General features: G+C 70.5%; 20 protein-coding genes. 7 read left to right on the top strand and 13 right to left on the bottom strand.

Features of this window, described 5'->3' with window-relative positions; genetic code table 11:
* Positions 1 to 328 precede the first annotated feature (328 nt).
* Both ACZ6S6_RS15940 and ACZ6S6_RS15935 read left to right on the top strand, forming a co-directional pair.
* Entirely contained in the window at positions 329 to 7,738 is a 7,410-nt protein-coding gene (locus ACZ6S6_RS15940; RefSeq protein ID WP_469706005.1) for a polymorphic toxin type 27 domain-containing protein, read from the top strand.
* A 16-nt stretch (positions 7,739 to 7,754) separates the two neighbouring features.
* On the top strand, positions 7,755 to 8,168 hold the full coding sequence (locus ACZ6S6_RS15935) for a hypothetical protein (RefSeq protein ID WP_469706004.1): 414 nt from the start codon (positions 7,755 to 7,757) through the stop codon (positions 8,166 to 8,168).
* A 74-nt stretch (positions 8,169 to 8,242) separates the two neighbouring features.
* Here ACZ6S6_RS15935 and ACZ6S6_RS15930 read toward each other — a convergent pair whose 3' ends face one another.
* Complete coding sequence (locus tag ACZ6S6_RS15930; protein WP_469706003.1) at positions 8,243 to 8,977, bottom strand: hypothetical protein; 735 nt, start codon at positions 8,975 to 8,977, stop codon at positions 8,243 to 8,245.
* Positions 8,978 to 9,054: 77 nt separating this feature from the next.
* Here ACZ6S6_RS15930 and ACZ6S6_RS15925 point away from each other — a divergent pair, with 77 nt between their 5' ends.
* The 4 genes from ACZ6S6_RS15925 to ACZ6S6_RS15910 are packed head-to-tail and all read left to right on the top strand — an operon-like array spanning position 9,055 to position 10,798.
* A complete protein-coding gene (locus tag ACZ6S6_RS15925) occupies positions 9,055 to 9,318 on the top strand; it encodes a hypothetical protein (RefSeq protein ID WP_469706002.1) in 264 nt (87 codons plus the stop codon).
* A gap of 8 nt (positions 9,319 to 9,326) precedes the next feature.
* Positions 9,327 to 9,668 (top strand): ArsR/SmtB family transcription factor, encoded by a 342-nt coding sequence (locus tag ACZ6S6_RS15920; protein ID WP_363067520.1) that lies wholly within the window; start codon positions 9,327 to 9,329, stop codon positions 9,666 to 9,668.
* Between the two features lie 3 nt (positions 9,669 to 9,671).
* Entirely contained in the window at positions 9,672 to 10,178 is a 507-nt protein-coding gene (locus ACZ6S6_RS15915; protein WP_469706001.1) for an SRPBCC family protein, read from the top strand.
* Complete coding sequence (locus ACZ6S6_RS15910; protein WP_469706000.1) at positions 10,178 to 10,798, top strand: dihydrofolate reductase family protein; 621 nt, start codon at positions 10,178 to 10,180, stop codon at positions 10,796 to 10,798. Before ACZ6S6_RS15915 ends, ACZ6S6_RS15910 begins: the two co-directional genes overlap by 1 nt.
* Positions 10,799 to 10,811: 13 nt before the next feature.
* Here the strand turns inward: ACZ6S6_RS15910 and ACZ6S6_RS15905 are convergent, their stop codons facing one another.
* Together ACZ6S6_RS15905 and ACZ6S6_RS15900 are read right to left on the bottom strand one after the other, a co-directional pair.
* Positions 10,812 to 11,717, bottom strand: a complete 906-nt coding sequence (locus ACZ6S6_RS15905) for a LysR family transcriptional regulator (protein ID WP_362960726.1) — start codon at positions 11,715 to 11,717, stop codon at positions 10,812 to 10,814.
* A 109-nt stretch (positions 11,718 to 11,826) separates the two neighbouring features.
* Complete coding sequence (locus ACZ6S6_RS15900; RefSeq protein WP_469705999.1) at positions 11,827 to 12,840, bottom strand: helix-turn-helix transcriptional regulator; 1,014 nt, start codon at positions 12,838 to 12,840, stop codon at positions 11,827 to 11,829.
* Positions 12,841 to 13,027: 187 nt separating this feature from the next.
* Here ACZ6S6_RS15900 and ACZ6S6_RS15895 point away from each other — a divergent pair, with 187 nt between their 5' ends.
* The gene (locus ACZ6S6_RS15895; protein ID WP_469705998.1) at positions 13,028 to 13,222 is read left to right on the top strand and encodes a hypothetical protein; all 195 of its coding nucleotides are present in this window, start codon (positions 13,028 to 13,030) and stop codon (positions 13,220 to 13,222) included.
* Between the two features lie 136 nt (positions 13,223 to 13,358).
* Here ACZ6S6_RS15895 and ACZ6S6_RS15890 read toward each other — a convergent pair whose 3' ends face one another.
* The 10 genes from ACZ6S6_RS15890 to ACZ6S6_RS15845 form a co-directional block, all read right to left on the bottom strand.
* The gene (locus tag ACZ6S6_RS15890) at positions 13,359 to 14,390 is read right to left on the bottom strand and encodes a Fe(II)-2OG oxygenase family protein (RefSeq protein ID WP_469705997.1); all 1,032 of its coding nucleotides are present in this window, start codon (positions 14,388 to 14,390) and stop codon (positions 13,359 to 13,361) included.
* Between the two features lie 4 nt (positions 14,391 to 14,394).
* A complete protein-coding gene (locus ACZ6S6_RS15885; protein ID WP_362960737.1) occupies positions 14,395 to 15,519 on the bottom strand; it encodes an amino acid kinase family protein in 1,125 nt (374 codons plus the stop codon).
* The gene (locus ACZ6S6_RS15880) at positions 15,516 to 16,574 is read right to left on the bottom strand and encodes an aspartate-semialdehyde dehydrogenase (RefSeq protein ID WP_362960740.1); all 1,059 of its coding nucleotides are present in this window, start codon (positions 16,572 to 16,574) and stop codon (positions 15,516 to 15,518) included. Before ACZ6S6_RS15880 ends, ACZ6S6_RS15885 begins: the two co-directional genes overlap by 4 nt.
* A gap of 255 nt (positions 16,575 to 16,829) precedes the next feature.
* Entirely contained in the window at positions 16,830 to 17,762 is a 933-nt protein-coding gene (locus ACZ6S6_RS15875) for a transporter substrate-binding domain-containing protein (RefSeq protein ID WP_469705996.1), read from the bottom strand.
* On the bottom strand, positions 17,759 to 17,932 hold the full coding sequence (locus ACZ6S6_RS15870) for a hypothetical protein (RefSeq protein ID WP_362960746.1): 174 nt from the start codon (positions 17,930 to 17,932) through the stop codon (positions 17,759 to 17,761). Before ACZ6S6_RS15870 ends, ACZ6S6_RS15875 begins: the two co-directional genes overlap by 4 nt.
* A gap of 111 nt (positions 17,933 to 18,043) precedes the next feature.
* Positions 18,044 to 19,033 (bottom strand): LuxR C-terminal-related transcriptional regulator, encoded by a 990-nt coding sequence (locus ACZ6S6_RS15865; RefSeq protein ID WP_362960749.1) that lies wholly within the window; start codon positions 19,031 to 19,033, stop codon positions 18,044 to 18,046.
* Between the two features lie 26 nt (positions 19,034 to 19,059).
* Positions 19,060 to 20,424: an acetyl-CoA carboxylase biotin carboxylase subunit gene (gene accC / locus ACZ6S6_RS15860; RefSeq protein WP_362960752.1), complete on the bottom strand. Its 1,365-nt coding sequence runs from the start codon at positions 20,422 to 20,424 to the stop codon at positions 19,060 to 19,062.
* 40 nt (positions 20,425 to 20,464) lie between these two features.
* Positions 20,465 to 20,968 carry an acetyl-CoA carboxylase biotin carboxyl carrier protein gene (locus ACZ6S6_RS15855; RefSeq protein WP_362960755.1) on the bottom strand — a complete coding sequence of 168 codons (504 nt, stop codon included), beginning with the start codon at positions 20,966 to 20,968 and terminating at the stop codon, positions 20,465 to 20,467.
* Entirely contained in the window at positions 20,958 to 22,664 is a 1,707-nt protein-coding gene (locus tag ACZ6S6_RS15850) for an acetyl-CoA carboxylase carboxyltransferase subunit alpha (protein ID WP_363067548.1), read from the bottom strand. Before ACZ6S6_RS15850 ends, ACZ6S6_RS15855 begins: the two co-directional genes overlap by 11 nt.
* Positions 22,665 to 22,680: 16 nt before the next feature.
* Entirely contained in the window at positions 22,681 to 23,145 is a 465-nt protein-coding gene (locus tag ACZ6S6_RS15845) for a DUF4188 domain-containing protein (protein WP_362960760.1), read from the bottom strand.
* Positions 23,146 to 23,150: the final 5 nt, after the last annotated feature.

Raw genomic sequence — 23,150 nt, 5'->3', positions numbered from 1 at the left:
ACGCCGGGGAGCACTTGCGCATCTCAGGGCAGACGGGGCAATTCTGTCCGCAGTGGGAGACGGGCCGGTTGCGCCGGGTAACAAGATGATCAACAAGTGGATCACTTTGCCCACTACTGAATCCTGTGCCCGGTTAGTGAAGATCATTCAACCTTCACGTAAAGGCCCGTCCATGGCACGCTCACGGAGCAAGCGGCAGCGTCGACGTGTGGGGACAGGCGGGCACGCCGGCAGTTGTCGCGCCGCGGGGAGTCCGACCCGGACAGCGGGTCGCCTGTCATGCTCATGCTGAGGTGCTGCCGAACGGTCGAGAGATTGCAAGGCAGACATGTCAATGCTCAGAGACGTCGGCAGACGCCGGCGTCGCATACGCTCCACACTGGCCAGAGCCACCAGTGCGACGGCGCTCGTCACCGCCGCGGCCGTGCTCGCCGGCCTGTTCCAGGCTCCTCCGGCACTGGCCGCCCCGGCACCCGACGAGGACACCGGGCTCATCCGCAACAGCATCGGTGAGGACCCCCGTCGCGACCGCTGTCTCGCCGGTGTGGCGCTGCACGTCGGCGGACCTCAGATGAAGGCCAAGGCCATCGAGGCCCTGACCGGCACCAACGAGCAGCTCAGCGAGGCCATCGGCGACATCGGCTGGATCGGCTACGGCCCCCTGGGCATGGCCGGAATCGCCGACCAGGACGACGGCAACGCCTACCGGGACGCCAGTGACCGGCGTACCGAAGAGCTCGACGAGGCCAACAAGCCCTACGTCGAATCCGCCTGGGCCAGCGATGACATGGAGTGGCACGCGCCGGCCTTCGGCGCGGACGTGAACTACTTCACCGCGATCAACCAGGTCCAGCTCGTCTCCCCGCTCGGGTGGGACGGCCACAGCGAGGCCAGCGACGAGGCGATCGCCCGCGCCCGCGTGATCACCGAAGAGAACCGGGGCAAGGACAGCTGGCACGACGCCGCGGCGGACGTGATGCTGCGGGACGTCGGATACAAGTATTCGGGCGGTACCACCTCCAGCGACATCGCCTCCTACCTGCAGCGTGGCGGATACGCGACCGAGTCACCGGCCGAGGACTCGGCCGAGTACCGCGTCGAGGTCGAGGACCTCAACCAGGCCTGGGCGGCCTGCGACTACCAGAACCCTCTCGACCCCCGGCGCGTGCTCAACGCCCCGGTCATGACCGCGATGGTCGAGTGGGAGTCGGAGTACGCGGGGCAGGCCCCCCAGCGCGCCACGATCATCCAGGCGGAGGCCGACGCCGCCGCGGCGACCCAGGCCGCGACCAATGACATGGTCGAGGCCATCCGCCAGGCCTGGATCGTCGAGCAGATCCTGAGCTGGCGCAAGTACTGGCAGGACGAGCTCGCCAACGATCCCGACACGATCTTCGACAAGCCCGACCAGGCGTTCTACGACAAGGCCACGGCCGACCTGAACGCTGCCCGTACCAAGGTGGCCTCCCTGGTCGTCTCGGCCAAGGAGCAGGCCGGCAAGGGCGCTACGGCCGCGCAGAAGGCCGCGACCGCGCAGCAGGAGGCCTGGGCCGTCGCGGACACCGCCCACCTGCCGCGCGGCCGTGGCCTGATGTACGCCCAGCAGTCGGTCCAGGTGGCCCGCGCCTCGGCGGCCGCCGCCACGGCCGCCGCGAAGGCGACCGAGACCGCACTCTCCGCCGCCAACGCGACGATCGCCGACGCTGATGCCCTGCTCGCCAAGGCACAGACCGACTCGCACGCCATCAGCACCGAGTTCCGCCGCGTCGCCGCCGAGGAGGCCGCCGCCCAGGCGAAGGCCGCCGCCGACAGCGCCGAGTCCAACGCCGGGGCCGCCGCCGACGACGCGAAGACGGCGAAGGACGCCCGCACGACTGCGGAGCAGAAGCGCGACAAGGCCGAGACCGCCGCTGCCACCGCCGCTTCCGAGCGGGCCAAGGCGCAGGCGGAGAAGGCCAACGCGGCCGCCTCCCGCGCGAGCGCCGCCACCGAACGGGCCAAGGCGCAGGAGGCCGAGCAGCGGGCGGCGACCCAGCAGACCACTGCCAGTAGCGCCGATACGGCAGCCGAGACCGCGACCACCGACGCGACGGCGAAGCGCAAGCTCGCCACCGAGAAGGCGAAGGCCGCGCAGACCGCGCGCGAGAAGGCCGTCGCCGCGCTACAGGCGAAGCAGGCCGTCGCGGCCCGCGCCGCCGCACTCGAAGCCGCGGCCACCGCCGCCGAGGGCACCGCGGCCTCCGCCGAAACCCGGGCCGCGGCCACCGCCGCCCGTACGGCGGCGAGCCAGGCGGCCCAGGCCGCCACCGTCGCGCAGACCGCGGCGGACGAGGCGACCACCGCCGCCGTCGGCGCGCGGACCGCCGCGACCACGGCGGAGGGCGCCGCCAAGCGTGCCGAGGCCAACGCGGTCAAGGCGTGGTCGGCCTACCGCACATCCCTCGACGCGGCCTCTTCGGCGTACGCCGCCGCCGCCGTGGCGCTGGACGCGTCGCAGGACGCGGCGCTGCGCGCGGACAACGCCGCCACGGCGTCGGGGAACGCCACGAAACTGGCCAAGAAGGCCGAGCAGGAGTCCGTGGCCGCCGGGGCCGGCGCGACCGCGGCGGTGAAGTCGGCCGCTACCGCGGTCGGCCGCGCCTACGCGGCCGGGCAGGCGGCGCTCGCCGCGCGCGACAGCGCGAAGGAGGCGATCGCCGCCTCCAATGAGGCCGTCGCGGTGGGAACCCCCTACCGGGTGACGGACAGTTCGGCCGCGTTCGCCGTACTCGTCGGGCAGTCGTCGAAGACGATCGCCGAGCAGCAGGCGGCGGCGGCCGAGGCCAAGGCCACCGAGGCGGCAGCGGCGTCCGAGTCCGCGCAGCAGGCTGCCACGCAGGCCACGGGCGACGCCAAGCTCGCCGCCGAGGCCGCCGCACGCGCCGCGAGCGATTCGGTGCGTGCCGTCGGGGCCGTGACCCGCGCCCAGGCGTCCGCCGCCGAAGCGGCAGCCGCCCGCAAGGGTGCCGAGAGCGCTTCCACCGACGCGGCCGGTTACTCCGAGCAGGCGGGTACCGACGCGGCCAGTGCCCTTCTCCTCGCGAACGACGCGAGCGACACCGCCGCCGAGGCGGACCGCGAGGCGACCGACGCCGAGCGGCACGTCGCCGAGGCGAACGAGAAGGCCGGCCGGGCCGGGGAAGCCGCCAAGGGGGCCCAGGACAAGGCGACTCAGGCGGAGAAGGACGCCAAGGACGCCGAGGACAGGGCGTCCGACGCACAGGGCGACAGCACCGCCGCCGAGAACGCGGCGAAGCAGGCCGAGCAGGAACAGCGCGAGAAGAACGAGGCCGCGCACCAGGACGCGCTCGCCGAGGGCGTCACGCCGATCAAGGGGGGCGCCTCCAACTGGCCGGCCCTGGGCGAGCGCGAGGAGAAGATCCTTCTCGACGCGTGCGGCCAGACCTGTGTCGACGACTACCGCGATGGCCTGAAGGCCGTCTCGGTGGACCTCGTGGCCTGGGCCACGGCCAACGGCGGACAGATCCTCTTCGAACAGCTCGACGCGGCCGAGGTGAAGGAGTGTCTGGCCGACTACAACGTCGAGGACTGCCTCTGGGACCTCGTCGACATCGCCTCCTCCGCCGCGATCGTGGGCCTGGTGCCCGCGCTCGCCCAGGCGGTCGAGAAGGTCTCCGAAGGTGTCCGGAAGATCTTCGTCGACGCCGACAACGCCCTGCGCCGGCTCACCGAGCTCACCGCCGTCATCAGTGACGTCCGCTCCACCCCGCGCCTCAACCAGTGCCTCGCCGGAGTCGCCCTGCACGCGGGCGGCGCCAAGATGAAGGCCAAGGCCATCGAGGGCCTGACCGGCACGAACGAGCAGCTGGGCGCAGTCATCGGTGACGTCGGCTGGATCGGGTTCATGCCCCTGGGGCAGGCCCGGGACCAGGACGAGCAGGCCGGCTACGCCTTCAGGGACGCCATGGCCGCCCGCGAGGCCCTCCTGGAGGACGCCAACCGGCCGTACGCGATGAGCTCGTTCGACGACGGGATCACCCTGCACGCGCCGGAGTTCGGCGCGGACATCCTCGGGTTCACCCTGGCCTCCCAGGCCGAGCTGTCCCACCGTCTGGGCTGGGACGACCACACCAACGCCGGCGACGAGGCGGTGGCGAAGGCCCGGGAGATCACCGAGCAGAACCGGGGCAAGGACAGCTGGTACGACGCCGAGGCCGACGTCATGCTGCGGTCTTCCAACGTCAGCGACACCCGGTTCTCCGGCGGTACGACCTCCGCCGACATCGCCACCTACCTGCGGCACGGCGGCTTCCTCGAGAAGAAGGTCACCGAAGGCTCCGTCGAGTACCGCATCGAGGTCGAGAACCTCAAGCAGGCCTGGGCCTCGTGCAACCACCAGGACCCGGTCGACCCGCGCAACTCCCTGAGCGAGGTCGTCTCGCAGGCCTCGGCCGAGTGGGACGCGGAGTACGCCGGCCAGGCGGCCCCGCGCGCGGTCATCATGCAGGCGGAGGCCGACGCCGCCGCCGCGACCCGGTCCGCCGCGGACAACATGGTCGAGGCCATCGGCCAGGCGTGGTTCGCCGACCAGATCCTACGCTGGCAGAAGTACTGGCACGACCAGCTGGAGAACGACCCGGACGACATCCTCAAGCCGAAGCAGGCCCTCTTCGACCAGGCGAAGACGGACCTCGCGAAGGCCCGGGGCAAGGTTCAGGCGCTCGTCACCACCTCCCAGCAGCAGGCCACCGCCGCCAAGACCGCCGCACAGCGCGCGGTGACCGCCCAGCAGCAGGCCTGGACGATCGCGGACGCCGCCGAGGTGCCGCGCGGCCGCGGGCTGCTCTACGCCCAGCAGTCGGTCCAGGTCGCCCGCGCCTCCGGCGCGGCCGCCACGGCCGCAGCGAAGGCGACGGAGACGGCTCTGAACGCGGCGAACGCGACCGTGTCGACGTCCGAGGCGCTGCTCGCCCTGGCGCAGACCGAGGCGCACGCGGTGAACACCGAGTTCCGCCGCATCGCCGCGCAGGAGGCCGCCTCCCAGGCGAAGGCCGCGGCGGACAGCGCCGACGCCTACGCGGCCTCGGCCGCGACGAACGCCGCCACGGCCAAGAAGGCCAAGGAAACCGCTCTGGCGGAGGAGGAGGACGCCCGCAAGGCCGCGGCCGAAGCCCAGCGGACGCGTGCCGTGGCCGAACTGGAGCGCGCCAACGCAGCGGCCTACCGGGCCACCGCGGAGAGCGAGCGGGACAAGGCTGCCGGTCATGAGGCGGACGCGGTCGCGCAGGGCCGGATCGCCGCCGACGCCCGTGCGTCGGCGGAGGCGTCCGGAGTCACGGCTTCGGACCGCAGGGGTGACGCCGAACAGGCGGAGCGCGATGCGGTCGCCGCCCGTGACAGGGCCCTTGAGGCCGAGCAGCGGCGGGACTCGCTGAAGGCGAAGGCGGCGGCACTGGAGGCCCACGCCGCCGCTGTGGACGGTACGGACGCCGCGGAGGCGGCCCGTGCCGCCGCGACCGACGCCCGTAGCGCCGCCAACACCGCGACGACGGCGGCCACCAACGCACGCACGTCGGCGAACGCGGCCACGGCCGCTGCCACCAGCGCCCGCGAGGCCGCCACCAAGGCACAGGGCGCGGCATCGCGCGCCAAGGCGGCGTCCGACGCCACCTGGGCGTCCTACCTGGTGGCGGCCGGTTCCGCCGCGGCGGCCCACGCCGCAGCGGCCGAGGCCATCGACGCCTCCGAGGCGGCGGCGCTCGACGCCAAGGGCGCCAGGGAGGAGTCGGAGAAGGCTTCCGCCGCGGCCAAGACAGCGAAGGAGGAGGCGACCGCCGCTCGCGGTGAGGCGCTCCAGACAGCGACCTGGGCGGCGACCACCGCCGGCAAGGCGTTCGCGGCCGTGCAGTCGTCACTCGCGGCGCGGGACTCCGCGGCAGCGGTGAACAAGCCGGCGAACGAGGCGATCACGCTCGGCGGCCCGTACCAGGAGACCGACAGCTCGGCCGCGTTCGCGACGCTCCTCGGCCAGCAGTCCCTGACGGTCGCGCAGCAGCAGGCGGCCGCGGCCACCGCTACGGCCGACCTGGCCGAGGGGTTCTCCGCGGAGGCGAAGGCCCTCGCCGCCCAGGCCGCGGCGGACATGAAGCTCGCGGCGCAGGCGTCCGCGGCAGCGGCGTCCGACGCGGCCCGCGCCGCCAAGGCGTACCAGCGGGCCCAGGCCTCGGCCACCCAGGCCGCGGCCGACGCGAAGCTCGCCGAGGCCTCGGCGAACCGCGCCGACGGCTACGCGCAGTCGGCGGGCGCGGACGTGGGGAAGGCCTGGACGGCGTCGAACGACGCTCAGGTGGACGCGGCCGCGGCGGACAACGCGGCCACCGAGGCGGAGCACGACGCCGCTTCGGCCCGTACCGCGGCCACCAAGGCCGAGGACGACGCGGCCAGTGCCCGCGACACCGCCACCCGGGCGGAGACCGACGCGACGGCGGCGGAGAAGGCCGCCGAAGGCGCGTGGGACGCGGCGAACGAGGCCCAGGAGGCCGCGGACCGCACGGAGAAGGGCGGCAACAGCGAGCAGATCACGCAGGGTGTCACCACCGGGATCGGCGGGGTGTGGGCGGTCCTCGACCACATCGAGTACATCGGCGAACCCAAGAACGTCGTCAAGGACAACTGCAACCCGATCATCCATATCGGGGATTGCACGATCACGGCCGACGTCACGTACAAGTCGCACGTCGACCTGTTCATGTGTCTGGCCTCGCCGGAGTCCTACTCGGGCAGTTGCCCGGACGCGGACACGGTCTATCTCGGTCCCGAGGTCTCGAAGGCCCAGACCAAGCGGATGTCGTACACGCTGTCCATGGTCGAGTTCAACTCGGGCATCGATCCCATCGACGTCCTGCTCGGCGACTTCATCGGCTGCGCCAAGCTGATCACTCCGGGTGTGTCGGGCGGCAGCTGGGGCGACTGTGCCTGGGCGGCCAGCTGGTTCGTCGCGGGCGCGATCTTCAAGACCGCCAAAACCGCGCTGACGGCGATGGACGCCGCGCTCAAGACAGGCATCGGGTTCACCGACGCCTGGCTGGCGCTCCGTTCCATCGGCCTGACCGAGGCCGCCGCCCAGGGCATCATCAGCCGTATCGTCCGGAAGCTCTCCGAGGCGTGCGAGAAGCTGGGCACCGCGACATTCAAGGTCGCGGCGCTCTCCGTCGCGGCGGCCGGCTCCGGCGGCGTCAACGACTGTGCCGAGAACTTCCTCCGCGACCTGGTGAAGGACGGCGATCACGTCGTCCTCGGGGTCAACCCCGGCTCGGACGAACTGGTCAAGCTGATCGGCGGGCACACGTTCAACGGCAAGGCATACGCCGACGAGCTGTCGGGAGGCCTGGGGATGGGGATCCGTCCCTTGTGGACGGTGGGCGTGGAGAGAGCGGTGTCCAACCCCAAGGTGAAGATCTCGGTGTCCCTGGACGGTGTCAGTGGCGCCAAGAACGCCGACGAGGCGCTGGCTCTGCTTCTCGAACGAGGGGAGACGATCGCGGCCAACGACTGGGCGGTCATCCGGTCATCCGGCTACGGAACCGCGTGGGAGATGATCAAACTCCGTACGGCTGTCCGGCTGGAGCAACGCACCTGGTCGTCCATCGAGTGGCACATGACCAACGATGAGGGCAAGGTCGTGCGCGTCACCCCGCAGCGCTTCAAGTACCCCAACGGAGAGCCGGTGCCCGAGTGATGAGGAGATGGCGGTCATGACGGATTTCGTCCGGGAGGGGCGGCTCTTCAGAGTCAGCGGGTTCGTCCCCTCGCACCGGCAGCTCTTTCTGACCAGTGAGGCCACACTGGTGAACCGGAGCACGACGGTGATCGAGGTCTATTTCGGGCATGTGGAACTGATGTTCCTCAAGCCCCACTACGAGAACGGGCTCCACATCCGGCGGGCGACCGCGTCCGAGTTCGGCGTACTCAGCGAACGGCACGGCATTCCGGCGGAGGACGCCTACTACACCTGGATGCTGGAGCGGGACGGCGGCAGCTTCGTCGTCAGCGGCAAGCCGTCCTGGCGGGAGGCGGAGTACGAGGCGATGGGTGAGCGGCAGTCGTTGTACGACCCGCGTCAGCCCTGGCCGCCGGACTTCCCGGCGGAATGGGGGCAGATCGGCTGACCGTCTCGTCAGCGGCTCCTGGCCACGGCCCGCGCGGACGGGGATGAATTCCCCGTCCGCGCGGGCCGGCTGCGTCAGTCCGTCTGTCCGGCGATCCGGTCGAGCTGCGCCTGGATAAAGCTCGTCGAAATCGACGCCTTCTTCATATCGAGCATATTCACGCCGTAGAACACGGCGACAACACCATCGCTACGCACGACCGTGTACGCCATCGGCACCTTCTGCTTACCGATGTCACTGGTGATCCGGTAATCGACGCTCTCGTCACCGAGCTTGGTCGCGGGAAGCTTCTCGACCTTTCCGTACTTGAGGCCCAGCGTATTGAATCCCTTGGGGCACGCGGTAACCGCGGCGCGGAGGTCCTTCATCACCTGGGTGGCGTTCTTCTCGGAGTGCGAGGCGAGCCACATCGAACCCACGGTCGCGTTGGTCGCCTTGACCGGCTGGAGGGACCGGTGCACCTCGCTCACGGCAGGGATGTGCGTAAAGCCGCCGATGAGGCTGGCGAGGGGCTGACAGGCCTTGTTGTCCGCCTTCATCCCGCGTCCGGCCTCGACCTCCGCCTTGGCCACCTTCTTGGCGTTGATCCCTTTGACCGTTCCCGTGAGGGCCACCTTTTCGAGGTGCTTGGTGTCGAGGGCGCCGACCCGCTCCGCCTCTGCGGATTCCTTCTCCTCAGCGCTCTGCGATCCCTTCGCGCTGGGCGCGGCCTTCTTGGCGTCGGACCCGTCCGCATCGCTGCTGCACGCGGATATCACCAGGAGGGCCGGAAGTACGGCGACGGCCGGCAGGATCCTTCGCAATCTCATTTTATTCCTGACATTTCCACGGAGTAAGTATCGGAGAAAAGATCTTACCGAGGGAAAAGCCGTCTTCCTGTCACGTTTTGACTACACCGCGGCGGCGTTCACGCGGCGCTCTGGATGCCCGGACGCGGGACGAGATCGACGATCAGGTCGCGGAGGCGTTCGACGCCTACCTGGCCGACAGGCCGGCCGAACCGGGGCCGCTGCGCGCGTCACCGGGACTGAGGCGCAGCACCGGGCTGGTGCTGGGCACCGTCGGACTGGGTCGCGAGAGCGAAGGCGCACGCACCGGCGATCCCTGCTCGCGGGCGGCCCTTGAAACACATTCCGATATGGGCATATGATTGCTGCCATGGCACGAGCAGCGACGACGTCAGACGTCTTCAACGCCATAGCCGAGCCGCAGCGCCGGAACATACTGGCGCTGCTGCGGGCAGGCGAACGGCCGGTGACGGAGGTCGCCGAGGAGCTGGGAATGACGCAGCCCGGTGCGTCCAAGCACCTGCGGGTGCTCCGCGAAGTAGGGCTGGTGCGGGACCGCAAGGCGGGCAAGCAGCGCCTGTACGACCTGGACGCACGCGGGCTGCGAGCGGTTCATGAGTGGACCGGCGGGTTCGAACAGTTCTGGAACGAGAGCTTCGACCGGCTGGACGCGTACGTGCAGGAACTCAAGCAGGACGGGCAACAGGAGTAGCTGATGAATCCGACTGGACGAGAAGCGCCGGCGCGGTCCGCGACGGCCGACCGCGAGATCGTGATCTCCCGGGACATCGACGCCCCACGAGAACTGGTGTTCAAGGCGTTCACCGAGGTGCGGCACCTGTCGCGCTGGTGGGGGCCGGAGGGGTTCACCACCACCACGCGGGCCTTCGAGTTCCGCGCGGGCGGGGTGTGGGAGTTCGTGATGCACGGGCCGGACGGCACCGACTACAGCGAGTGGATCACCTGGACCGAGATCGTCCCGCCGGAGCGGATCGCGATGCTCCATGGCGAGTACCGCGGCGACCCGAACGCGTTCGAGTCGGTCCTCACGTTCGCGCCCGACGGGGAGACGACCCGGATCGAGATGCTCACGGTGTTCCCCACCAAGGAGCTGCGCGATGAGGCGATCAAGAAGCACGGCGCGATCGAGGGCGGTCAGCAGACCCTCGGCAACCTGGCTGCCTACGTCGCGGAGATCGCCCGGAAGGGAGTTGAGGACTGATGGCCGGCAAGGTGTTCTTCAGTGTGTCGATGTCGCTCGACGGGTTCATCGCGCCCGCGTCCCCCGAAGAACTGATGGGGCGGCAGTGGATGGAACTGCAGCAGTGGGTGTTCCCGCAGCGGTTCTTCCGGGAGAACCTGAAGCTCGGGGAGGGTGGCGAGGAAGGGCGCGACAACGACATCGTGCGGGAGACGTTCGAGCGCACCGGCGCAAGCGTGATGGGCAAGCGCATGTTCGAGGCCGGCGAGCACGCGTGGCCCGAGGATCCACCGTTCCACGCGCCGGTGTTCGTCGTGACGCACGAGAAGCGTGACCCCTGGGTGCGGCAGGGCGGGACCACCTTCCGCTTCGTCAACGACGGCATCGAGTCCGCGCTCGATCAGGCCCGCGAGGCCGCCGGCGACCGGGACGTCCGCGTCGCGGGCGGCGGCGCGACGATCCTGCAGTACGTGAACGCCGGCCTGATCGACGAGTTCACGATCGCGCTCTCGCCCGTGCTGTTCGGCTCCGGAGTCCGCCTGTTCGAGGGCGTCGACGCGAGCCGCGTGGCGCTTGACCTGGTCCGTGCGGAGCCTTCGCCTAGGACGACGCATCTCAGTTACACCGTGCGCCCTCGGTAGGCCGGCGGCTGTCTCAGGCGGCCGCGCCCGCGTACTCCTCCGCGAGGAAGCGGATCGTCTGGTCGACGAAGACCCGCATCTCGCGTGAGAGGTTCTTGCCGCGCCGCCACGCGATCTGGGTGTGCACCTCGAACGGGATGCTCCAGGGGAGGCTGACCAGTGTGCCCGCCTCCAGGGCGTCCGCCACGGTGGCTGCCGGGAGCAGGCTGACGCCCAGGCCCGCGGCGACGCCACGCTTGATGGACTCGGTCGTGCCGAACTCCAGGAAGGGCAGCGGCTCCCCCGTGCCGTCGTTGAGCTCGGCCTCGAACAGTTCCCGGTAGGCGCAGCCCGCCTCGGCGGAGATGACCTGGGTCTGGCGCAGGACGTCGGTGGTGATCTTCTCGGCCCGGGTCAGGGGGTGGTCCGGGGCGGCGACCACGGTGAGGGGTTCCGAGCCGAGCACCTCCGTCTGGACGCCGGGGTGCTGGGTCTCGGCCTCCATCAGGAAGCCCATGTCGAACATGCCCTGGCGCAGTGCGTGGCAGGTCTCGGCGCACAGGCTGGGGCGCAGGACGATCTGGAGGGAGGGGTAGCGGTGGTGGAAGAACTCCAGCAGCGGGGGCATCCGGTAGGAGGTGATGCTCTCCATCGAGCCGACCGTGAGGACGCCGGAGGGCTCCTCCGACGCCCGCGTCGCGCCGCGTGCCTCCCCGGCCAGGGTGACCATCTGCTCGGCGTACGGCAGGAGTCGCTGGCCGGCCTCGGTGAGCTGTATACGGCCTCCGAGGCGGTCGAAGAGATCCACTCCGAGCGACAGCTCCAGGGACTTGATCTGAGCGGTGACGCTGGACTGCGCGTACTTCAGTTCGGATGCGGCCCTAGTGAAGCTGAGCAGCGTCGCCACCTTGTGGAACGTGACCAACTGTCGGATGTCCATAGCCCCTCCTGGGTTCGGCTGACGCCGTACTCAATACTGCTTTCCCAGGAAATCAAGCCGGGCAGACAGAGGCCAGGACATGGGGGTGTCTGATCCAGGACAGCGGTCGTCATGATTCGGACACGTCGATGCCGGCGAATGCGGGAAGATCCGCCTGATCGTCGGGGATCAATCCCTGACGGCCGATCAGGAGACCGGCCTGGAAACGACTGGTCGCGCCAATTTCTTCCATGATTGCGGAAATATGACGGCGGCAGGTTCGTGTGGCCATACCCAGGCGCCGGGCGATCACTTCGTCCTTCACCCCGATGGCCATGAGGCGGAGAATTGACATCCGAAGATCCTCGGCGACCTGTTGGTATTCAATGGTCCGCCCCACGTCGAAGGGCTGACTTCCCTGCCATACGGACTCGAATGAGCGGCACAGGTACGCGACGAGCGTGGGGTCGGAGACAATGGCCGCACCGGGGGGTTCTTTTCCCGTCCGCTCCTTGGGTATGAACGCCAGTTTGCGGTCGTAGATGATGAGGCGCTCGGCGAGTTCCTCGGCGGTGCGGACCTCCGCGCCCTCCTGGCAGATCTGCCGCACATAGGTGCGCGTGGCCAGGCTGGACCGGGCGGTGTGCTGGTAGAGCGTGCGGATACGGATGCCGCGCCGGCGCATCTCCAGCGTCTGCATCAGGTCCTGTTCCAGCATTTCGGCGCTGCGGCCGCCGCCCGGCTGGAGGCTGATCCGCTCCTCGGTGCAGCGGCGGCGTGCGAGGTCGATCTCGCGGCGTACCTCTTCGAAGTCGTCCAGCACCCGGATCGGCGGCAGATCGTCCGTGGCCGCCCTCTCGTGGGTGCGGTAGACCTCCGCCAGGACCCTCAACTGCCGGTGGATACCGGCGATCCGCTGTCTTCGCTGGGCGATCGACACCTCCAGCGGCGTGACGAGCTCGGCCTCGGCCACGTCGGGATTGAGCGGCACCATCGTGGTCCCGGACCCCGTCGGGCCGAGAAGTCGCAGCTCTTGCAGGGTTTCACGGGCCTGCGCGACCAGCTCGGCATCGATCTCCAGACCGGCCGCGATCTCCTTGTCGTCGAAGACCCCCACGCGCAGCGCCCACGCGTAGGCGTCCACGGCCACTCCGTCCAGCAGTAACCGCTCCCCCACTGACCCTCCCCCGCCGCATTCGGTCCGTCCGCCTGTCCACTAGCTGCCGGTCCATCCTAGGACAGTTCCGGGCACTCGAAGTGGATCTCCATAAATGGCACGGTTCTCTTGCGGCCAGAAAATACATCAGCCAAGCAGCGCAGGGGGATACGCAATGATGAACACCCGTCATTCACTTGTCCGGAACATCGCGGCAACCACTCTGGCCTTCGGAGTTCTGTCCTCCGCCATGGCCTTGGCGGCGGTCGGTTCCGGCCACGAAACCGTACAGATAAACACGGTGGCCGATGACAAATGGGACACCGTGCCGGCCCACCCCGGTTCATCGTTCAACAGAGAAATCTCTTGATCTCATTCGCGTATACCCCAGAAGGGCACATCATGACATCAAATCGTCCCGCGGTCCTGACCGGTGCTCAGAACGCGGTTTCCGACACCCTGCACTGGCCGTGAAAAGAGCGGAATCACTGTCTCCGCTCTCCGCTTCAGTAGTGGACACGGCGGTCTCCGGGGGTCACCCGGTAGCGTATGTTCCACAGGCTCCTGCGCACGTAGGCGCGTTGCAGCCAGCGATCCCGGCCGTCGTGCCGGGCCACGAACTCCGAGCGTGCGTGCACCCCTTTGCGGTTGTTGATCAGGAGCGCCTGGCCGGGTTCGAGGCACACGGTGTGCGCCGTCGCCCGGCACACGTCCTGTAGCTCCCCGAACGCCGTCGCGGCCCCCCGTGTGAGCGGGTGTACGCCGTTGGCCGAAATCGCGATCTCCGGGTAATCCGCCGCACCACTGATGACCGGCACGGGATCGGACAGCACCTGTCCTGCGCCCGCGGCACTACGGGTATAGCTTCCCGGCGCGTTGAGCCGGAAGAGCGGACTGCGCAGCGTCTCCAGCGCGCCGTCCGTCAGCTGCCCGCAGATGTCGCGGGCATCCGCGTAATGCGTGGCGGCCGCTCCCGAGCGGTCGCCACGCAGGCAGTTGAGCACCAGGAAGTCCGGGTTGGCGAGGTCGTAGCGCCCGGTGGAGTCGTAGGTGATGTCGCTGTGGAAGTTGAGGAAGACCGCTGATCCCTGGTTGGTCTGGGTCCGCTCGCCGCCGGGCACCGGGACGACGTCGTGGACGAGCCGGCCGTCCTTCTCGGTGAGGACGCCGATGGGCTCACCCAGCAGCCCGGCCAGACCCAGCAGAACGCCCTCGGCGACGAATCCCCGCTTGTCACGGGCGGGCCCGCCGTCCACCGGAGTGAGCGGCAGGTTCCCCTCGACCGGGAGATTGCGCACGAGGGTGGCCCCCGGGGTGTCGATGTGCCGGCCGAAGTCCAGTATCCGCTGGAGCGGTTCGAGGGGCAGTCCCGCGAAGATCCGGTGGTACCGGGTCATGGACCGGTCGATATCGGCGGCCGGGTCCGGCAGCACCGACAGTGCGGCGCCGATCGCGTCGCGCACCATGTCGGGCAGTACCAGCTCCGCGAAGGTCGGCGCCGCGTCCCGGTCCACGGCCCGCAGGATTTCGGTGGTCACTGGGTCACACTCCTACGAGTCGGGGCTCGGGTCCGCGGGCGGCGGTCGGGAAGTCCATCCAGTCATGGAGCCGTTGCGCCAGGTGCAGCGCGTCCTCGCCGCTCTCCGCGAGGTGTGCGGTGACCTTGCTGCCCCGCACCTCGGCGACCGGCACCCCCAGGTAGCGGCCCGGCTCGACGCCGTACGCGCGCTGGACGGCCTCCAGGTCCACATAGCCGCCGACCACCGCGACCCGTGGCCCGCCGTTCTGGCGCACCGTGCCGATCCCCGCCAGGTGAAAGGCGTGGTGCGCGGCGTCGGCCAGGGCGTCATCGGCGTAACCCAGCACCGCGGAGCGCTGGTTGAAGACCACCGCGGACATCTGGTCGCCGCCGGTGCCGATCCTGGTGCCCACCGTGTACGGGGCCCTGTTGTAGCGCAGCACGATCTCGATGCGGTGGCGCAGGGCGAGTTGTACGGCCCGGCGGTGCAGTACCCGCGCACCGTGCAGGGACATCAGGGCCGCCATGTTGTACGAGACGTGCGGCAGCAGCCGTGCCCCGGTGACCAGGTGCGGATCGGAGGTGTAGATGCCGTCGACGTCCGAGTGGATCTCGCAGGTGTCGCTGCGGACCGCGGCGGCGACCGCGAGCGCGGACAGGTCCGAGCTGTTCTTGCCCAGCCAGGTCGGCCGCCCCTGGGCGTCCGCCGCCTGGCCGCCGGGCACCACGACGATCTCGTGGCTCTCCAGGGCCTTGAGCAGCGGGGCGGGGTCCGTGCCGGTGACCCGGGCCCAGAGGAAGGAGGAGTTGGTGGTCAGTCCGACCTGGTGGCCCGCGAGCACCGTCGCGCTGCGGCCCGTGCGGTGCAGGGCGGTGGCCAGCAGATGGGCGCTGAGCAGGTCCGCGGTGGTGAGCAGGCCGGCCGTGGTGGGGTCCTCGGGGTGCGGATTGACCGCGTGCAGCCGCTCGCGCAGCCCCTCCGTCTCCCCCTGCATCGCGCTGACCACGACGACCAGCGAGCGGCCCTCGGCCCGGATCCGGGCGTCGAGGCCGGCCGCCAGGTCCCCGTACGCGGCGGGGGAACGGAACGTGGAGCCGCCGAACTTCAGCACGGCGACCGGGGCGTTCGCGCTCGTCCGGGATTTCATCGGGTGCCTCCTGACATGAAGCCCTGCCGCAGGACGTACTCGGCGATCTGGACGGCGTTCAGGGCGGCGCCCACCCGGAGGTTGTCCGAGACCAGCCACAGCCAGAAGCCGCGTGGATTGTGCGGGGCCACCCGGACCCGGCCGACGTGCACATGGTCGGGGTTGCCCGCGGTGAGCGGGGTGGGGAAGGCCGCCCGGTCCTCCGCGTCGTGCACGGTGACCTCGGGCAGTGCGCTCAGCAGCGTGATCAGTTCCTCGCGGGCCACCGGCGAACCCGCCTCGACCCAGACGGACTCGGCGTGACAGTTGACGACCGGGACGCGCACACAGGTGGCGGTCAGGTCCAGATGCGGAATTCCGAGGATCTTGCGGGACTCCTGGAGCATCTTCTGCTCCTCCAGGGTGAATCCGCTGTCCAGGAGTTCGTCGATGAAGGGGACGACGTTGAAGGCGAGGGCGGGCCGGAAGCTTTCCTCCGGGAGTTCGGCGTCCGGGTCGCGCAGCGCGACCTCGCTGCCTTCGAGGAGTTCCTCGATGCCGCGGTGCCCCTTGCCGGAGGCGGACTGGTAGGTGCTGGTGACCACCTGCCGGATGCCCCACCGGCGCTCGACCGTCTGGAGCAGCCGCACCAGCGGAATGGTCGAGCAGTTGGGGTTGGCGATCAGACCGCCGACCGGACGGGCCTCCAGGACCTGCCCGTTGACCTGCGGTACGACGAGCGGTGTCTTGGGATCCATCCGGAAGGCGTTGGTGTTGTCGATCACCAGGGCGCCCTGGGCGGCCGCCGTTCCCGCCCACTCCCGGCTGACCGAGGTGCCGGCCGAGAAGAAGGCGATGTCGGCCCGGCCGAAGTCGAACTCCTCCAGGGCCTGGACCGCGTACGAGCGGCCGTCGACCGCGAGCCGCCGGCCCGCGCTGCGGGTCGAGGCGACGAGGTGGATCTCGCGGTAGGCCAGCGCCCGCTCCTCGATCAGTTCGATGAGGGTGCTGCCCACCGCTCCTGTCGCACCGACGACTGCGATGCGTGGGGCGGTGGGGTCGGTGACGAGCGTCATCAGGGTTCTCCGATCCGGAGGGGCACGGTTGCGGGTGCGTGAACCGGTCCTGCCGGGCGGTTCCTCGGCAGGACGCGACGGACATGTCCGCCGCCGGGTACGCGGGGCGGTCTCCACCGACGGGCCGGCGGGTGCCGGCCGGGGCGCGGCGGCGTCATCGGCGCACGTCCCGTCGGACCGGGGCCGGGGCCGCGGGTGGTGGATACGGCATCGGTGCTCATGTGCCTCGCGGCTCCTTCCTCTGTCGGTGTCGGGTCAGTTCAGGGGGACGGCGTAGTGGAGCCCGCCACGGGTCCAGAGTTCGTTGGGGCCGCGCGGCACATCGAGGCCGGAGGCGGCGCCCAGATTGCGTGCGTAGACGTCCGCGTAGGTGCCGACGGCTGCCAGCACCCTGGCCGCCCAGCCCTCGTCCACCCCGGCGGACGGGCCGTGCGGCCCCGCCAGTTCCGCCGCGGACCGCCGGTCCGATCCCGACGCCTCCAGGTGTTCCGCGGCGAGCAGCAGTTGGAGCACCCAGCGCACCAGCCGGAACCAGTGCGGATCGGAGTCCCGGACGGCGGCCGCCATGGGCTCGCGGGAGATCGAGGCCGGCAGGATGCGGTGTGCCTCCGGGTCCGGCAGTCCCGCCCGGATACCGGCGAGCGCGGTGCGGTCCAGCACGTACGCGGCGCAGTCCCCGGCGGTGTACGCGGCCACGGCCTCGGCCGGGTCCGCGAAGCCGGCCGGTTCGACGGCCAGGCCGCGGGCGCCGTACCAGGCCGCCAGGTTGGCCGGGGTGGTGCTGCCGGTGTGGACGGCCAGGCGCCGCCCCGCCAGATCCGCCGGGTCCTCGACGCGGTCGGCGGTGCGGACGAGGAAGCCCTCGCCGTCGTAGCAGGTGATTCCGGCGAAGAGCACGGGGTGGGCGGCCTCCCGGCCCATGGTCCAGCTCAGGTTGCACACCGTCAGGTCGGCCTCGTCCGAGGCCAGTACGGCGAGGCGTTCGGTGGCGGGCACCGGGCACCAGTCCACCGCCTCGGGATCGTGGAGCACGGCGGCGGCCACCGCGCGGGCGATGTCGGCGTCCATTCCGGTCCAGCGGCCGTCGGCGGTGCGCAGGGAGAGCCCCCGGATGCCCTGGGAGACGGCGGCGCGTACGGCCCCCCGGGACCGTACGGCTGACAGGGTGGGGCGGGCCGCGGCGGTCATGAGACACCGGCCGGCGTGATCACCGTTCCGGGCGCCGGGCCGCCCGGGTTCCGCACCCGGTGGCCGGGGCCCGCCAGGAGCAGCTGGTGGGAGACGAGGTTCCACGGGTGCGCGTCGGAGGGTACGCCGGAGACGGTGACGCGCCTCCCGGCGGCGGCGATTCCATTCATGGATTTCCTCGGTAGAAATGTGGTGTGGGGCAGTAGAAATCATCCGTGTCGCGTCACCGAGTGGTCCAGGGTGAACGGTTGGAGATAGCCGAACGCGGCAATCGGGATTGTCTATCCCGTACTGTCCGGATCGTCGCCGTCCCCGAACAGGTCCAGCCGGGCGGCCGCCATGCCCAGCTGGAAACGGGTCTCGACGTCGAGCTTCTCGCAGATGCCGGCGAGGTAGCGGCGGAGCGTGCGGGTGGAGATGCCCAGCCGCCTGGACATGAATTCGTCGGACCGGCCGCGCTCCAGGTGGCGCAGGATGGTCAGCTCGATGTCCTCGAACACATCGGCGGCGTAGCCCGCCCCGTCGACCGGCTTGGCGTGGTCCCAGATGTGCTCGAATATCAATTCCAGGAAGCCCACCACGGCCGGGTCGCGGAACAGCGCGCCGCCGCCGTCCTGTCCGGCGGGCACGAGCGCGTAGGCGCTGTCGAGCAGGATCATCCGCCCCGGTATGACCACGGCGGTACGCACCTGGGCGCCCATATCGCCCAGGTGCCGCACGTGCGCGAGTGCCTCCCGCTGGCGGCGCGCGGTGTGCGGCACGACGGTCCGGTAGACGACACCGCGGTCGAGCAGATCGCGGTCCAGGTCGATCGCGGCCCGCAGGGTCGGCCCGCTGCCCAGGGTCGGGTGTGCGGTGAGCACGCTGTGCTGGACGCGCAGCGACAGGCCGGCGAGCCGCTCGCGTACGGCTTCGCCGTCGGTGAGCAGCTCCGTGGTGGTGTCGGCGAGCCGCCGTCGCTGGTGCTCCTCGTACAGCGGGCCGAGCGGGCGCAGGTCGCGCCGGGCGGTGTCGATGCGCCGCATCAGCCGGTGCACCTGCACCTGGAGGGAGGCGGTGAGCTCGGCCGCGGCCAGGCTCGGCGAGACCGCCTCGTACCGGTGGGGGCCGTCCTCCTGGAGCAGGCGGTGCGCCAGCAGCCGGTCGACGGACTCGGCGGACAGCTCTGTTCCCGGTCCGGGCCCGCCGGTCGCCTCGTCGGCGGCGACCGGCGCCTCCAGCAGCCGGCGGTACACATCGATGTCCTCGGGTCTGAGTTCGTCTTCCGACACGTCGGGTCCTCGTGGTCGTGCGCGGCTCACAGCGCGAAGCAGCGCTCCAGGAAGTCGGTCGACACGTCCCCCTTGATGAATTCGGGGTGCCCGAGGATCTCCTGGTGCATCGGAATCGTGGTGTGCATGCCCGGTCCGGAGACCTCGAACTCGGACAGGGCCCGCTGGGTACGCTCGATGCAGCTGCCGCGGTCCGGCCCCCAGACGATGAGCTTGCCGATCATCGAGTCGTAGTAGGGGCTGACCCGGGCGCCGGGCACGTAGTCGGTGTCGACGCGGACCCAGGGGCCGCCGGGGACCCGGTAGGTCTCCAGCGTTCCGGGGGTGGGGGCGAAGCCGCGGGCCGGGTCCTCGGCGTTGATGCGGCACTCGATGGCGTGCCCGCGGATGTCGATGTCCTCCTGTTTGACGGAGAGCGGGCTGCCGGAGGCGACCCGCAGCTGCTCGCTCACCAGGTCGACCCCGGTGACGAGTTCGGTGACCGGGTGCTCCACCTGGATGCGGGCGTTCATCTCCATGAACCAGAACGTGTCCTCGGCCGCGTCGGGGCCGGTCTCCAGGAGGAACTCCACGGTTCCCGCGCCCCGGTAGCCCACCGCGCGCGCTCCGGCCAGTGCCGCTTCGCCGAGCCGGGCGCGCAGCTCGGGCGAGACGGCGGCGGAGGGCGACTCCTCGATGAGCTTCTGGTGGCGCCGCTGTACGGAGCAGTCGCGCTCGCCCAGGTGGACGGCGCCGCCGAAGTCGTCGCAGACCACCTGGATCTCGATGTGCCGGGTCTTCTCCAGATAGCGCTCCATGTAGACGGCGCTGTTGCGGAAGACGGCCTGGGCGCTCGCCCGGGTGGAGACGTAGGCGTCGCGCAGGTCCTGCGGACGGCGTACGACGGTGATGCCGCGGCCTCCCCCGCCCGCCGCGGCCTTGATGATCACCGGGTAGCCGATCTCGGCGGCGACGGCCTCGGCCGCCTCCACGGAGTCGACCGGTTCGACGGTGCCGGGCAGCAGCGGCAGGCCGGCCTCCGTCATCAGCCGGCGGGCGGTGGCCTTGTCTCCGACGTTCTCCATCACGTCCGGCGGCGGGCCGATGAAGGTGATGCCGTCGTCGGCGCAGATCTCCGCGAAGTACGGGTCCTCGGAGAGGAATCCGTAGCCCGGGTGGATGGCCTGGGCGCCGGTCCTGACGGCCGCGCCGATGATGTTGGGGATGTGCAGATAGCTCCGGGCGGGTGCGCCGGGGCCGATGTGCACGGCCTCGTCCGCCGCCTTGACGAACTGGGCGTCCGCGTCGGGGGTGGAGTACACCGCGACCGTACGCACTCCCAGGTCGCGGCAGGTCCGGATGATCCGCAGCGCGATCTCGCCGCGGTTGGCGATGAGTACCTTGTCGAACACGTCTCGGTCCTCCTGTGTGGGTCCGGTGTCTCGCACGCTCTCAGTCGACGGGAACGAGATCGAAGAGCGGCTGGGCGTACTCGACGACCTCACCGTCCTGGGGGTGGATCGCGTGGACCCGTCCCCTGACCTCGGCGGTGATGGAGTTGAGCAGCTTCATGGCCTCGATGATGGCCAGCTGGGCTCCGGACTCGACGATGTCCCCGACCTTCACGAACGGCTCCGAGCCGGGCGAGGACGCCTGGTAGAAGGTGCCGACCAGGGGTGCGGTGACCGTCACCAGACCGGCGGGCGGCGCGTCCTCGGCCGGAGCGTCGGGCGTGGCCGGGGCGGCGGGCGGGGCGGCGACGGGCAGGGCCGCGACGGGCAGGGCGGCGACGGGGGCGGCCGGGGCGTTCTCCCACTCGACGTCCACGCTGATCCCGCCGGCCCGCAGCGTGATCCGCCGCAGGGTGCCGGGCAGTTCGTCCGCGAGCAGCCGGGTCTGTGCCCGCAGCTCCTCCACGGACATGGGCTCCGTGGCGGGCCTGGTCTCAGTACTCATCACTCTTCTCCCAGTCGACTGTCGGCTGCCGTTCGGGGTCTCCGAAGCGGTCGAACCTGTCCCGGCGGATCTCGACGAGCCGATCGCCCGCCAGTTCGAGCAGCGGGGCCATGGTCTGTACGAGGGCTGTTCTGACATTGAGCGCCGTGGGGTACGGGGCGGTGTGCGCGCCGTCCACGGGCTCCGGCACGATCGCGTCCACCACACCCAGGCGCAGCAGGTCGGACGCGGTCAGCCGGAGGGCGTCGGCGGCCCGGCCGGCCTGTTCGGCGGTGCCGAAGAGGATGGTCGAGCAGCCCTCCGGACTGATCACCGAGTAGTAGGCGTTCTGGAGCATCAGCACCGAGTTGGCGACGCCGAGCGCGAGCGCCCCGCCGCTGCCGCCCTCGCCCGTCACGATGGAGACCACCGGCACCCGCACCCTGGAGAGTTCGAGGATGCACTCGGCGATGGCCAGGCTCTGGCCGCGTTCCTCCGCGCCGATGCCGGGGAAGGCGCCGGGGGTGTCGATGAACGCGACGATGGGCAGGCCGAACCGGTCCGCCAGCCGCATCAGGCGCAGCGCCTTGCGGTAGCCCTCGGGGTTCGGCATGCCGAAGTTGCTGCGGACGAGCTCGGTGGTGTCGTGGCCCTTCTGGTGGCCGAGGACCACGACGCTCTGGCCGCCGATCCTGGCGATGCCGCCGGTCAGCGCGCGGTCGTCGGCGAAGGCCCGGTCGCCGTGCAGGCTGACGAAGTCGTCGAAGACGAAGCCGATGTACTCCTGGACGGTGGGCCGTTGGATATTACGGGCCAGCGCCACGGTCTCGCGGGTGGTGCGGACCGCCGGGAACGGCTCGGTGAGCGGGGCGGACCCGGTGCCCTCGGGCAGTTCGGGCACGGAGGGGCCGAGCAGGGTCAGCAGCCGGGCCAGGTACTCGCGCTGGTTCTCGCGGGGCACGACGGCGTCGATCATGCCGTGCTCCAGCAGGAACTCGGCGCTCTGGAAGCCGGCCGGCAGCTCCTCCCGGATGGTGTTGCGGATGACCTGGGGGCCGGCGAAGCCGATCAGGCTGCCGGGCTCGGCCAGGATGACGTCGCCCAGCATCGCGAAGGACGCGCTGGCACCGCCGAAGGTGGGGTCGGTGTTGAGGTTGATCACCGGCAGCGCCGCCTCGCGCAGGGCGGCGATCCACTGCGAGGTCTTGGCCATCTGCATCAGGGACAGGGCGCCCTCCTGCATGCGGGCGCCACCGGAGGCGGCGATCAGCAGCAGCGGGAGCCGTTCGGCGAGCGCGTGGCGGGCCGAGGCGGCGATGCCCTCACCGACGACCGAGCCCATGGAGCCGCCCATGAAGGTGAAGTCGAGGACGGCGACCACGAGGGGGCAGCCCTCGATCGTCATCCGGCCGCAGAGGAGCGCGTCGTTGCGCCCGGTCCTGGCCTGGGCGTCGCGGAGCCGGTCCGGGTAGGGCTTGCTGTCGGTGAAGGAGAGCAGGTCGCGCGGCCGGTACGCGTCGGGCAGCGGCTCGAAGCTGCCGGGATCCGCGAGCTGGTCGATGCGCACCTGCGCGGGTATCCGGAAGTGGAACTGACATTCCGGGCAGACTTTTCGGTTGCGGTCGAGCCGTTTGCCGTAGACGAAGGCTCCGCACGCCCCGCACTTGCGCCACTGGACGTCCTGTCCGGCCCGCACCGGTCCTTGTTGTTGCGCCATGGGTCCCTCTCCCCTCTTATTCGTGGTCCGCCACGGGCGTGGCCGTCCGCTGCGGCCGGCCGGCGGTGGCCTTGGCCATGCCGAACGGCGGCATGTTGCGGTAGACGGTGTGCATCCGGCCGGGGTCGACGACGTACGCCTCGTGGTATATGCCGACGGCTCCGTTGTTGCCTATGCGGCGGTTGAAGCGGGCCCAGGCGGGGCGGTGGGACGCGTCCATGGTGCGGGAGTACGTCATCAGCTCGTCCATGCTGCGCCAGTACTGGAGCACGATCACGGTGCGGTTGATCCAGGTGCGGGAGCCCAGGAATCCGTGCTCCTTGTTCTTGTTGAGCTCCATGAGCATCGGGAACATGGCGATGAAGGAGGGCAGCCAGCGGTGCACCTTCCAGAAGCTGTTGATCCTCATGCCTATGAGGAACACCACCGCTCCCTCCGGCGGATCCGCCACCTGCGGTACGGTCTCGACCTTGTTGGCCACGGGGC

The sequence above is a fragment of the Streptomyces sp. NPDC048671 genome (assembly GCF_055587045.1).
Note: the sequence above shows the minus strand (reverse complement) of the source record. Positions and strands in the feature narration are given on the sequence as shown.